Origin of the sequence: Psychrobacter luti (genome assembly GCF_014192115.1) — a bacterium.
GTDB lineage: Bacteria > Pseudomonadota > Gammaproteobacteria > Pseudomonadales > Moraxellaceae > Psychrobacter > Psychrobacter luti.
Map to the genome: position 1 here is coordinate 526,788 of NZ_JACHXL010000001.1, position 13,692 is coordinate 540,479.

10 protein-coding genes are annotated in these 13,692 nt (G+C 42.3%); 1 reads left to right on the forward strand and 9 read right to left on the reverse strand.

All coding sequences use genetic code 11. From position 1 onward, the window contains the following. The 7 genes from FHS24_RS02075 to FHS24_RS02105 form a co-directional block, all read right to left on the reverse strand. The coding region (locus FHS24_RS02075) for an Ig-like domain-containing protein (RefSeq protein ID WP_233449073.1) at positions 1-1,597 on the reverse strand (1,597 nt) is incomplete at its 3' end. A gap of 61 nt (positions 1,598-1,658) precedes the next feature. Beyond that, positions 1,659-2,636, reverse strand: coding sequence for an OmpA family protein (locus tag FHS24_RS02080; RefSeq protein WP_183618323.1), 978 nt, complete (start codon positions 2,634-2,636; stop codon positions 1,659-1,661). A 709-nt stretch (positions 2,637-3,345) separates the two neighbouring features. Further along, on the reverse strand, positions 3,346-7,530 hold the full coding sequence (gene hrpA / locus FHS24_RS02085) for an ATP-dependent RNA helicase HrpA (protein ID WP_183619105.1): 4,185 nt from the start codon (positions 7,528-7,530) through the stop codon (positions 3,346-3,348). A 345-nt stretch (positions 7,531-7,875) separates the two neighbouring features. Then, a complete protein-coding gene (locus tag FHS24_RS02090; RefSeq protein WP_183618325.1) occupies positions 7,876-8,193 on the reverse strand; it encodes a hypothetical protein in 318 nt (105 codons plus the stop codon). Between the two features lies 1 nt (position 8,194). After that, the gene (locus FHS24_RS02095; RefSeq protein WP_183618327.1) at positions 8,195-8,785 is read right to left on the reverse strand and encodes a DUF1543 domain-containing protein; all 591 of its coding nucleotides are present in this window, start codon (positions 8,783-8,785) and stop codon (positions 8,195-8,197) included. Between the two features lie 90 nt (positions 8,786-8,875). After that, the gene (locus FHS24_RS02100) at positions 8,876-9,664 is read right to left on the reverse strand and encodes a metallophosphoesterase family protein (RefSeq protein ID WP_183618329.1); all 789 of its coding nucleotides are present in this window, start codon (positions 9,662-9,664) and stop codon (positions 8,876-8,878) included. A gap of 124 nt (positions 9,665-9,788) precedes the next feature. Beyond that, complete coding sequence (locus tag FHS24_RS02105; RefSeq protein WP_183618331.1) at positions 9,789-11,210, reverse strand: SLC13 family permease; 1,422 nt, start codon at positions 11,208-11,210, stop codon at positions 9,789-9,791. Positions 11,211-11,719: 509 nt separating this feature from the next. Here FHS24_RS02105 and FHS24_RS02110 point away from each other — a divergent pair. Then, positions 11,720-11,881 (forward strand): hypothetical protein, encoded by a 162-nt coding sequence (locus tag FHS24_RS02110; protein ID WP_183618333.1) that lies wholly within the window; start codon positions 11,720-11,722, stop codon positions 11,879-11,881. A 55-nt stretch (positions 11,882-11,936) separates the two neighbouring features. On the opposite strand, the gene FHS24_RS02115 is transcribed toward FHS24_RS02110, so the two are convergent. Both FHS24_RS02115 and FHS24_RS02120 read right to left on the reverse strand, forming a co-directional pair. Beyond that, positions 11,937-12,635: a YoaK family protein gene (locus FHS24_RS02115; RefSeq protein ID WP_183618335.1), complete on the reverse strand. Its 699-nt coding sequence runs from the start codon at positions 12,633-12,635 to the stop codon at positions 11,937-11,939. A 109-nt stretch (positions 12,636-12,744) separates the two neighbouring features. Beyond that, a complete protein-coding gene (locus FHS24_RS02120; protein WP_068405263.1) occupies positions 12,745-13,551 on the reverse strand; it encodes an enoyl-ACP reductase FabI in 807 nt (268 codons plus the stop codon). Positions 13,552-13,692: the final 141 nt, after the last annotated feature.

Sequence of the window (13,692 nt, forward strand, 5' to 3'; positions counted from 1 at the left end):
GGACCGTTGCACCTGGGGTGCCGTTGCTGATCGTGACGCTTGTGCCGTCTGCGGCAATCTCAACCGCTAAGTCCGTCAGGCTACCAGGCGCAGTATCGACTGCGGTTTCACCATCATTTGTGGTCGCGGTGATCTCGCCACCATTGGTCTGAGCTGGTGACAGGGTGACGTCAACGCTACCATCAGCGCCCACAGTACCGGTACCAATTTCAGTGCCGTCTGCGGCAGTGATGCTGACCGTTGCACCTGGGGTGCCGTTGCTGATCGTGACGCTTGTGCCGTCTGCGGCAATCTCAACCGCTAAGTCCGTCAGGCTACCAGGCGCAGTATCTGTACCTGGCTGTGAGGTGTTGCCTGCCGTATCCGTTAAGGTGGCGCTGACTTTCTCACCATTGGTTAATGCCGGAGTGAGCACGGTCGTAAACGTACCGTCTGCTCCAATCACCCCTGCAATACGACCAGTTGGTGTCGTAATAGCAACCGCAGCTCCCACTTCACCCGTCACGGTCACTGAGCTGCCATCATCATTGATCGTAACTACTGGCGTATCAGGCGCGGTGTTATCAGGCGCTAAAGCGGTACCTGAATCTGATTCGTTCCCCGCTGTATCCGTCAAGGTAACGTCTAGGTTTTCACCATCAAGCTGCGGTGTGGTCAAATCAATTTCAAACGTACCGTCCTCTGCAACCACGCCTTCGCCGATAACGTTACCAGTAGGATCTTTGATCTCAACCGCTGCACCAGGTTCGCCTGAACCAGTCAAGGTACTGCCATCTTCGCTGACGACTAAATCAGTTGGCGCATTAGGTGCTGTGCTGTCAGTTGCATTTATAGTAGTGGGTTTGCTGATGTTACCTGCTTTGTCTGTTGCCGTTACAACAATAGTTTCACCATTTGTTAAAGGCTTATCACTAATATCCACCGTGTAGTTGCCATTGCTATCTGCGACTACCGTATAATCAGCTTTTCCATCTCCATTAGTATCTATATTGACCGTAGCAGCAGGTTCAGTTTTACCAGTGATAACAGTACCATTTTCGTTAATGGCAACTGATGGTGCATCAGGCGCTGTACTATCAATTGGAGGTCTACTATCATTACTGCTACTGCCACCTAAAGCTGCACCTAGGATTCCAACCCCAGCAAGACCTACTAACCAAGGAAGTGCATTAAAGCTCTCTCCTTCTGTCGCGCCGATCCACCAAGGCATAACCTGTGACTTACCACCAAGTGCTTGTCCTTCTATATCTCCTATCTGTAGTTCAGTAACATAATCTACTATCTCACCGGTATCAGGAATGTAATAGTAATAACCACCGTCCTCAGCTAAACCTATAAGCGCACTATCTACCTTATTATAGAATCCCTCAATAATGAGATCGGGATTTTCACTATCATCTTCGAAAGAAATATGTAAATCTTTGTTGATACGTTTAGTGATAATATGCTTTGGCGCACGACCAGTCACTTCATCAAGGAGCTCGTAATTCACCTTACTACTAGCTTTAATAACTGTGGGCTGGCCGTCTTGTGTAACGACCTTATGTTCAGCTATAGTCTTTACTTGATCATTTACTTTAATAGTGATCGTGTTCATAAACGCATCCTTGATAAACTTTTTAAATGAGATAGTTATAAATATATATTGGCTTATAAACTTAGTTATTGACCTGCCTTATTACAACAACCACTCGGCGGTTGTTTTGACGTCCTTGTACCGTATCGTTAGTATCAATTGGCATGGTTTCTCCATAACCTATAACACTCAAACGCATTGCTTCTAAACCGTAGCGGTCTACTAAAATATCTTTAACATTCTTTGCACGAGATTGAGAGAGTTTTAGATTATAGTTTTTTGGGCCTTTACTATCGGTATGCCCCTCTAAAACTAAATTAGTTTTGGGATAAGATTGAAGAAAATTAGCTATAGCATCTAGCTCAGAATAATTGATTTCTTTGACATCTTTACTATCGAAGTCAAAAAACACGTTAAACTGGACAGGGTTTTCAATATTTATATTTTCATCTTGAAGGTTTTGATTTTGAGGAGAGGCTTTAATAGGCTCTTGTAATACAACTTGACCAGACATTTTGCAGGCTGATAAAGCGCGGCTAATTTGATGAGTCTGGCGAACGCTGCCATCTAATAGCGAAACATCCTTATTTGAGATTTTTTCAATAATTGGATTACTATTCTGAGAGAGCGCTATTTGAAGATAAGTTGTTGTTTGAGGGTGAAAGTTATAGTATTTAGTTTCAGATAGTACTTTACCGGTTTGATTGTCTAAAAATTTTACTTGGATAGCTTCCTCGCCATCGCAGATAATGACATCTGAATAATGGTCTTCTTGCAAACTCACTTGAAAGTCTTCATCAGAACCAATACCTATATTGACGACACTCCTTGGCTCATCAATGTCAGTAGTCCGAAAAAATACGACACGACTCTCATTTTTTTGTAGTGCCTTGTCATCAGGTCTATTAAATACGTCCCCAGTCTTATCCCAAATTACTTGGTTAACCTTACGAATCCCATCATCTAGAGATACTGAGTGATCACTTTTTATGGTTTGACATCCTATTAATGATGTTGTAATAAAAATTGTAGAGGAAATTAAAAAAAATTTATTTAACATACTTTCACTATCCTGCTGAAATAAATGGACTTATCGTCAAGTATATAAAGTTAATACAAGTATCTAATTTACATAAGCTTTTAATATAAAAAACACCGGTACAATATCCATATATTATATATAGTTAATATAACAAAACAAGACTATAGTTTACCTTCTATACCCATAAAAGAACCGTCTGTCTGCTTAACACCATAGAACCTGCTATTAGAGTGCTAACACTGGTGAACAACTTTTTAATTAAGTTCCGTCCTATCTTTAAGTAAGAAACGACTGATAAAGCACAAAAGTACACTAGTATTTTAATAACAGATAGATAAAGGCTAGAGAATAACCTCTCCTATCATATGTGCTAAAGGGACTAGAAAAATCGGATTCATAAAGCCCTTAAATTTGAATAACTATTTTGCAAAAGGTGTAATAAACTGCAGAGCAATTGTTGTATTGTATGTAATATACGCTTACAAAAATATTCAATATCTTAGGATAATTCATAGAAAAACATTAGAGTGTTGACTAAAACAGTGACTGAAAACTTACTAGAATCTAAAATACAAAAAGCCACTTAAGAATAAGTGGCTTTTGAGCCTAAATTTATTTTAATAGTTCAAGCTATTTTTTCTATACAAATTCAGTCTATTGTTACGTGAATTGCTATCCCAAATATATCTAGGATAGCTGCAGTTTTTCTAAAATTATAATGCAATTCTTAACTCATATTATCCCACATTTTGCCTAGGCGCTTCGGAGATACTGCCATACGGGTTTTCATTGGTTGCGCGAAAAGCTGAATGCGATACTCCTCAACCATCCAGCGGTAGTCACTGATGGCTTTATCATTGGCACGATTTGCCAGCCGCTCCATATGCTCATCAAGGGCATATACACCGTCGAGGTCGGATTCAATATTATGCTCAAGGCGTTCGATACGAATCTCTAATGCCTCCAAATATCGCGGATACTGCTGCCAATGGCTATAATCCATGCGATAAACAAAGTCAGCCAATTGCAAATCCCCTAGCTGGTCTTCGATATCTTCGATAGACTCGCCAAATATCTCACGATCAAGCATCAATAAACTTTGGCGAATACGTTGCCAGCGCGTATAGACATTTTTGAGCGTTTTTATCACGTTTTGACCGGTCAATAGGAAGTTTCCCGCCACCACTTCCAAGGTTTTTTCATACTCCTCTGGCGTAAATGGTAATTCTTCAGCAAGTGCCACAGCACTATCATCGGCGCTTTCAGGTAAATCAGCACCATGATCAAATAATACATAGTGCTCTTCAAGCGCTGCATCCAATGCCGCATCAATAACGATGGTTTTTAGCTTCTCCATATCCCCAAGTGGCGCAAACGCCAATTTAAATATCTTATCGATTTGGCTAGTGAGCTGTTTTTTCTTAGCACCCAACTTACCTTTAATCAAAGTTAAAACCCCGATACGGTGCGCCTGCAACGCTGCATTGACATCGGTATATTGATGAATCGATACCGCTTCAGCTGACGCATCTGCGACCAAGGCAGCAAACTGCTTCATCACCACACCTGCGCTATGATGGTTTTTGCTAAAGGCGAAATGCTCAGGGAATTCGATGTGCGTGCCTTGCTGCTCGTTCACCGCTTGTCTAGTTTCAGAAGCGTGGCGAATTTGCAGCGTTTGCAGGTCACGACCTTTTTCGATAATGCGATTTTTATCATCAACGACGCAGATTTGCGGCTGCAAATAGCGATCAATGCTAGATGGATTAAAATTCTCTGGCGTCACTGACATAATGCCGCGACGATTTAATGCTTGGCAAAGCTGCTTAAGCAAGCCTTGCCCACCAGCGGGCTGCAATTCATCAAACAAGCTATCAGCAGTATCAGGAATCGGTACGATTTGACGGCGGATATCTTTGGGCAATGATTTCAGCAGCTGTAATACCAGCTCATAGCGCCAGCCGGGTACGCCCCACAATAACTCAATCGCATCAAGCTGCGGTAGCGCCACCAGTGGCACACGAATGGTCACACCATCGTCATCGCTTGACGGATCAAAGACATAACGTAGCGGTAATTTTAAATCACCCAACTTCCACACTTCTGGGAAATCGCCTGTCGTTGGTGCTTGGCTATTGAGGACGTCATCATCGGTAAAGAATAAATGCTTAGCATCATTTTTCTCTACCTCGGCACGCCAATCCTCAAACGCTTTGCGACTGGCAATATGCTCGGGTATTTTTTTATCATAAAACTGATACAGCGCTTCTTCATCGACCAATAAATCACGACGACGTAATTTATCTTCGATGCGTTCAATATCAGCGATTTTATCCATATTATGCTGTAAAAATGGCGCTTGCCGACCTAAATTACCAGTCACTAAACCATCGCGGATAAAGATTTCTCGCGACTCAGCCAAGTTCACTTGCTCATAATTAGTCAGCTGTTTACTAATAATAATGAGACCAAATAGGCTAATCTGCGCGTAAGCTTTGACGCGTCCCGTTTTCTTAGACCAATGCGGCTCAAAGTAATGATATTTTAATAAGTCACCTGCCGCTGAGATAATCCATTCCGGCTCAATTTTGGCAACGGTACGCATAAAGACTTGCGAGGTTTCGACCACTTCGAAAGCCATAACCCAAGGCGGTACTTGTTTAAATACCGTACTGGCTGGGAATATTTTGGCTTTCTGCTGGCGAGCAGCTAAGTACTCACCACGATTTTCGGTTTTATGAGCAATCGTAGATAACAAACCTGTCAATAGCGCGCGATGCAAATTGGCATATTTAACGGCTTTGAGTTCTTCATCTTCAATCGCGGTAGGGTCGCTAGTGGTATTCTCTAATGAAGTATTCTTATCATTACCTTTATCAGTCGTTTGTACATCTTTAACATCGGTCAGCTTCAGCTCAGTAACCATTTGTACTAGCTGGCGATGGGTTTGGCTCCATTCGCGGACACGCGGGAAGCTCAGATAGTTTTTCTTGGTAAAATTCTTACGCTGATTACCAGACAGTTTGTTGCCATCTTCGTCCTTTTCAAACAATGCTTTCCACAGACTCAAATAAAACAAAAAGTCAGAGTCATCTTGGCGAAATTCTGCATGCTTTTGGTCCGCTTGTTGGCGCTTATTTACTGGACGCTCGCGTGGATCTTGGACGGCAAGCGCTGCAACGACAATGAGCATTTCACGGATACAATCAAAGTCAGAGCCAGCAACCAACATACGTGCCAGCCTTGGGTCGATTGGCATACGTGCCATCTTTTGACCAGTCGGTGTCAGAACCAGATGATCAAGACCTTTTTTGGGCTTATTGGTTTGCTTAGCAGAAGAGGCTTCATTTTTAGAGGTGATCGCGCCTAACTCATCAAGCAATTTATGCCCATCAGTAACCAGTCGACTATCAGGTGGCTCGATAAAGGCAAAGTCATCGACACTGCCTAAGCGTAGATTGGCCATCTGTAAAATAACGGATGCAAGATTGGTACGTAAAATCTCAGGTTCGGTAAATTCAGGACGACCAGTAAAGTCTTCTTCGCTATAAAGACGAATACAAACACCCGGCGCAACACGACCGCAGCGACCTTTACGCTGATTGGCTGCTGCTTGTGAGATGGCTTCAATCGGTAAACGCTGCACGCGTGAGCGATAAGAATAACGTGAAATCCGCGCAAATCCTAAGTCAATGACATAGCGAATACCAGGTACGGTCAACGCCGTCTCGGCAACGTTGGTCGCAATAACGATACGCCGACCGCGACCTGAAGGTTGAAAGATACGCTGCTGCTCTTCGTAAGTTTGCCGCGCAAATAGCGGCAATACTTCGGTGTGCTTGGGACCATGACGCTCAAGTACCTCTTGCAGCTCACGAATTTCTGCTTCGGTCGCGGCAAATATTAAAATATCCGCTTGGTCAGCATGACCTTTATTCTGCGCATCGCTAAAGCATTCTTCGACTGCCGCAACCACAGCACGTGGCAGATTCTCTTCAAAATCATCATAGCTGTCATCATCCGAGCTATTCACTGGCTCGTCAGTAAGCGGACGGTAACGAACTTCAACGGGAAAACTTCGACCCTCAACATTAAAAATTGGCGCAGGAACTTGCCGTTTAATCTTATTATCATAACGGCTAAAGTATTCACTAAAACGCTTGGTATCAAGCGTTGCAGAAGTAATTATGACTTTTAAATCAGGGCGCTTAGGCAGGAGTTTTTTCAGATAACCCATAATAAAGTCAATGTTTAAGCTACGCTCATGGGCTTCATCAATAATGATGGTATCGTATTTACTTAAAAAACGATCATGACCCAATTCAGCCAGCAAGATACCATCGGTCATGAGCTTGACAACAGATTGCGCCGTACCTTGTTCATTAAAGCGAATCTTAAAGCTGACCGTATTACCAAGCTGCTCGCCCAATTCTTCAGCGATACGGTTTGCTACACTGCGAGCAGCCAGTCGCCTTGGTTGTGTATGCCCTATTTGCCCAGTAATACCACGTCCTGCCAGCATCGCAAGTTTCGGCAATTGCGTTGTCTTACCAGAGCCTGTCTCGCCTGCCACGATAATGACTTGGTTATCGATAATAGCTTGAATTAAATCATCAGCACGTTGACTCACGGGCAAATCAAGATTGAGCTTTTCAGCCAGTTTGTCTGGAATGCTATCCATACGTGCCTGCACTGCTTGCTGTGAGCGAGTTTTTATTTTGTCATACTGCGCACGTTTTTTAGCTAGCCCTTCTTCTGCTTTACTATCATCTTTATTGTTTTTCTTATTGTTAGCCACAGCAGCACGCGCCAGCTCTCGCTCTAAGCGGTTAAGAAAATAGCTATCTTTTGCCAGCACTGGTAAATCAGCGGCAACCTTAGCGTACGAAGATGCGTTATCACTGTTTACCATGATATTTGAGTTTTCGTTATTTGGGTTAACAGCTTTACTTGATTCATTGCTTGGCTTATTGGAGCTTAGTTCATTGGCGGCATTTTCAGTAGGCATTTCTGAGTCATTCTTAGAAGTATTGGGCATATTTACTTAGGCTATTTATTATTTAAAAGTGGTTAGATTATGGGGGTAATTTGGGTCTGATTCAAGATGGTTATGGTGCTTGGTTGACACATTGAAATCTTTTAGCAGTTTTGAAAGCCCTAGTTTTGATGGCATCCATAATGTAATAGTTTTTTTCATGCTCATGGTTAAGCCGTCAAGCATACCCTAAAACTAATAAGAACAACCTAAAGAGTAAAATTAAGTGTTACTGGTATAAATGAGCTGTCGACTAGTCGCAGCTCCCGTAAAGAAGGTATGGAGCTTTTGCAGTAGCACCATAGGAAAAGGCAGGTGCAACGAAAGTATCAATCTCTCAAACGCAACCACCTCATCTGCTAATGACTTAGCGACGTCAGGCTGAATCTGGGTGTTTTCATAAAGGTTATCAATTAACCACGTTAATTGTGGAAAATTGGCATTATTATGAACCTGATAAAGCGTGGTCAATAGCTCATCAGGTATCTGGCAACACATTTTGCGAATGATTCCGTTTTTATAGTACATATCTAAAGCCATGTTATTCTAAGCTCCTTAAATTCTTGATACTGAGATAACCAACGTACTCTTTATCATCAGCATTCACAAGCTCATGACTATCATTAGTAATCGGCTCAATTAACAGCTGAACACTTGAGATAAGGTCATTGACGTTATATATATCGTCAATATCTACTTCAAACTTATCGTCAATATGCGAGGCAGCATTAAAAGATGAGCCTTTATCTTTGAAAGTAAACTGTTTATAAAACTCGCTCTGCTTTGCTTGTTTAATGGCGTCCGCTTGGCTATCAGCCACGACAAGTAGCTTATGGTGAAATTCTTCGAAACTGCCGCGCTGATAACCACCTAAATTGATAAAGAATAACTTTAAATCGTTGGGACTCTCTGCTTGGCTACTTGATTCGACCAATTTAATCGCATAATTATCAACTTTACTAATCGCTCGATACGAGTCAATGTGCCATTTATTTTTGACTTCAGGCCAGTGCTGATTGATATCGTCTATCAACTCACTCACCTGCTTTGCCACGCCAAAAAACATATCGTGCTGCTCAATCAAACGACCTTTGGGGCGACCACCAAGTTGCACCATAAATAGTGTTGGCATTTTATGTAATCCTTATTAGATATATAAAACTTATGGTTAGTCTAATAAATACTATCAGCTTACACTAAAAAATCTTCGACCATTTCACAGTTACAATACTCGCCCTGTTCTTAATGCAAATGCCCAATCTTCACGACCATTTGTTAAAGCCAATTTAGCCGCTCCTTCATAATCGTAAGGCATTCTAATATGCTCAGTTTGCCACTGCTTACCTTTTTTATTTTCAACACATTTAATAAGGGCGTAACTGGCATGGGGCGAATAAGTCTGCATTTTATGCATAATAGGTAAATCATCTTTATAAGCGGGATAACCCACGCTACCTGTATTAATAATAATTTGTCCTGTCGATAGCATCACTGTACGCGGAATATGAGTATGCCCACATACGATTACTGGACTGTCGATACCATTGAGCAATGCTAAAACATCTGCGTTATTACGAAGCGTCGGCTGCCCTGTTTCTATGTTTTCTAATAGATATACCATGTCGTCGGTTGGTGACCCATGGCACAGATATATATCTTCATTCAAATGATAATCAAAAGGCAAGTTCTGCATCCATCTTATCGCCATTTCAGGCAAATCTTTCATAATGAAAGCCAGCGTAGAATTACCCTTAATTTCTACTGTCGTGGCCTCATAGATCTGTCTATCTTGATTACCGCGAATAGTAATAATATCGTCTTGATATTTGGTTAACAGCTCATACGTGGCCTTAGGTGCAATCGGCCCATATAGAATATCGCCGAGATTAACAATTTGATCAATATCTCGATGCTTGATATCAGCAAGCACAGCTTCAAGTGCAAACACATTACTGTAAATGTCTGAGATAGCCGCAATAGTATTGAATTGCTTATTGTTAGAGTGCACCATCCTGTTTTTCTTCCTCACAAATCACTATGTTATACACCGACTAAGAATAAAAGGGAACAAAAAACCCAATGTTTAAGCGCTTAAACATCGGGTTTTAGGAGTTATGATGAACTTGATTGCTAGGCTATATTAAGAAGAAATAAGCCCACAATCCGACGACAAAGGTAGCAATGATATTAAGGATGACACCCGTACGAATCATTTCATTCTGCTTAATCAGCCCTGTACCAAAGACAATCGCATTTGGCGGAGTCGCAACTGGTAGCATAAAGGCACATGACGCACCAATACCGATGACCAATACCAACACTTCGTGCGGCAGACCCATCTGCTCTGCAATAGCAGCAAATACTGGCACCAACAATGCTGCAGAGGCCGTATTAGAAGCAAACTCTGTTAAGAAAATAATAAATGCTGATACTGCAATCATCACCACGATAAGCGGTGCCGAAGACAGCGCATTGGCGACCGTTTCACCTAATACCAAAGACGCACCTGATACTTTCAAAATCGTCGATAGCGCAATACCGCCACCGAACAGCATGAGCACGCCCCAATCGGTATTGTCAGACACTTGTTTCCATGATACCAAGCCCAAGCTGACCACAGCGGCAGCGGCTGATAAGGCAATCACAGCATCGGTATCAGTGATATCTAATGCAGCACCGATTTTCTTTGAGAATATCCAGCTGAATGCAGTGACGATAAAGACGATAATCGTGACCACACGTGGTTTATTCCATGCGATAGGCTCGTCTTCAACCAGTACAATTTTGCGATTTAGATTAGGTTTAAGAAACAGATACATCGCACCCAACAATAATGGCAGTAGTACCAGCATCATCGGTACACCAAACTTCATCCAGTCTACAAAGGCAATGTTTAGCGCCTTTGCCGCGATGGCGTTTGGCGGTGAACCAACAATGGTACCCAAACCACCGAGACTCGCTGAATATGCAATACCCAATAGAACAAAGACAAAGGTACCACGGTCTTTTTCACGGTCCACTTGCGTTAAGATACCAAGCGCCAATGGCAACATCATCGCAGCGGTCGCAGTATTTGATATCCACATTGACAAAAATGCTGTCACGCCAAATATCAAAAATACCGCCGTACTGAGCTTGCCGCCTGACATCGATAAAATCTTGAGCGCAATCTTCCTATCCAGTTGTTGCACGTGTAGTGCCGCAGCCAAAGCAAAACCACCAAAGAACAAATAAATGGTCGGATTGGCAAAGCTTTGTAAACCTATTTCCGCATCGAATTCTGGAATGCCAATCAGCGCCCCGACGACGACCACTAAAAGCGCAGTAATCGTGACATGCACCGCCTCTGTCAGCCACAGCACACCGATAAAGAACAACATCGCTAGGCCTTTATTGGCATTAATATCGAACGGCAACACATTATAAATAATCATGCTAATAATCGCCGCAATAGCGACCACTATCAGTCCTTTACCGGTACCCTTAGGAAAGGTATCGGTAAATAAGTACTCGTTGCCATCATCAGGAAGATGGCTATCTAGTTTTTGCTCTGACATAAAATGTCCTTATTTTCCCCAAAGACGGTATAAAAAGACGCTAAAATGAAGACATGTTTTAGCGATTTGCCCTTTATTAATCGGCAACTACTAAAAAGACGCCGACATCATAACAGATATATAACAAAAAAAATGATGGAACAAAGCGGTTATTAAATTTGCAATAAACATGATCATTTTAAAGCTAAAAAATTGACTTTAATGCATTGTGATTTCTAATGAAATAAAACGAATACCCTTTAAACAATACGTTGCTAAAATAAATTTTTCTCGTTAGCTGTAGTTCTTTAAACCCATATAGCTAATTAGCCTTATCAAGTAGCAACCCTTGTGAGGTGCCGTTACACATCGTCACTAAACAAGCGTACACTGTATATGTACAAGCGCATGGTGCTATCCCATACTAAATAAGTCGCTATAAAACCAATAAATGTTGCTCATTAAGCTTATTTATTAATTTTTTATAACGTTTTTTATTGGGAGTTGATAAAAATAATTAGGAGTACTTTATGACAGATTCAAATAAAACGGACTCGACCACTAAGATGGCACCAAAAGACATCAACCAAGATGGCTTGGCCAAAAAAGACCAACAGCGTACCGATGATTCCGCATTGGACATGATGCAAGGCTTGCATGAACATGAAAATCATGAAGACGACAATAAGTAATTTATATAGATAATTAAGCTTATTTAAGCCATAACATTAAAATAAAAAGCGTCCATCAAATAGATGGGTGCTTTTTGCGTCTTGGCTGTCTTTTTTCCGGCAGGCGATCTGACACATAGTTATAGACAAACGCTGCGCTCAATACAATGGTAATAGGGACAAATAATGCCCCATAACCGATCTTGGCGTATAAAAACGCACCGACTGCCCCGCCACCGCTAAAGCTATACCAAATAATTGCCTGAAAGCCTAATGTCGGCTTACTGATACGACGACCAGCCAACCAATTGCCGATTGCAGCGCCCATATCCGAGGTCAGACCAGTCAAATGCGTGGTGCGAATAACAGCCCCGCTATAAGTGGCGACCATCGCATTCTGCAACCCGCACGCCATTGCCGCCGCCAACTGCCCTAAATAATCATGCTGCTGATATAACCAATAGCTCATTAATAACAATGCCGCTTCGATATACAGCGCCGTGCCGTAACGCCGACCTAATTTTAATGACCGTTGACCAATCACATAGCCGCTCAATACCGCCCCTGCCAAAAAAGACAGCAGTAGCGCACCGATATATAAAATACTGCGACCGTCTAAATGGGCAATCGCGGCTGAAAATAAGCTGACGTTACCCGTCACATGCGAGACAGATAAATTGGTAAAACCCATTAATGCTGCTGTATTGACGCAGCCGGCACTGAATGCTAGCACAGCGCCGCCCCACAATATCCATCTTGGTAATTTGGTTATCATATTCGTCGCTTCATGGCTTATTACCAAAAAGCCCCTATTATAACCAAAAAAGACAGCCAATTGGCTGCCTTCCCTACTTCTTAAGTCATATTAACCCTGATTAAAACAATTATTTTGTCTCATCAAGCATCATTAATTGCTCGCTGATAGCGACGGTATTAAAACCTGCATCCACAAACATAATCTCACCAGTGATACCAGATGCCCACGGTGATAACAAGAAAAGCGCTGCATTACCGACTTCAGTCTGCGTGATATTACGCTGTAGCGGGGCTATTTTTTCACTGATATCGAGCATTTTGCGGAATGACTTGATGCCACTTGCCGCAAGGGTACGGATAGGTCCAGCTGAAATCGCGTTGACACGGATACCTTCACCGCCCATCGAGGTGGCAAGGTAGCGAACGCTGGCCTCTAAACTGGCCTTTGCCATACCCATGACGTTGTAGTTTGGCAATACCGAGATACTACCTTCATAAGTCAAGGTCAGCATAGAACCATGACGCATGGCTAATAAAGCGCGCGCTTCTTTAGCTAATGCCACAAAGCTGTAGCTCGATATATCATGGGCAATTTGGCTGCCTTCACGAGTGGTGGCATTGACAAAATCACCATCCAACTGATCCATCGGTGCAAAGCCAATCGCGTGTACAACGCCATCAATACCATCGCCCCAATGTGCGGTCACTTGCTCAAAGCATGCGGCAATCGACTCATCCGATGCCACGTCACACTCAAGTACCAAGTCAGCTTCAAAGGCTTCTGCTGCCATATCGACCCGTTTTTTAATTTTATCGTTTGGATAAGTGAGGATTAACGACGCACCTTCACGATGCAGAGCTTCAGCGATTGCCCAAGCGATAGAAAGTTTGCTTGCGATGCCGGTGACGACAAAGCGTTGTCCTTGTAGTAGCATAATATTTCCCTGTAATCGATTTAAACGATAGATTATTTTTAATAGCTCGCTCACAAATAGCGAGTAAAAGCACAAATTAAAAGATGACTCATTATACATGAATTTATTTAAGTAAACACTCGTATACTGTATTTACTTACA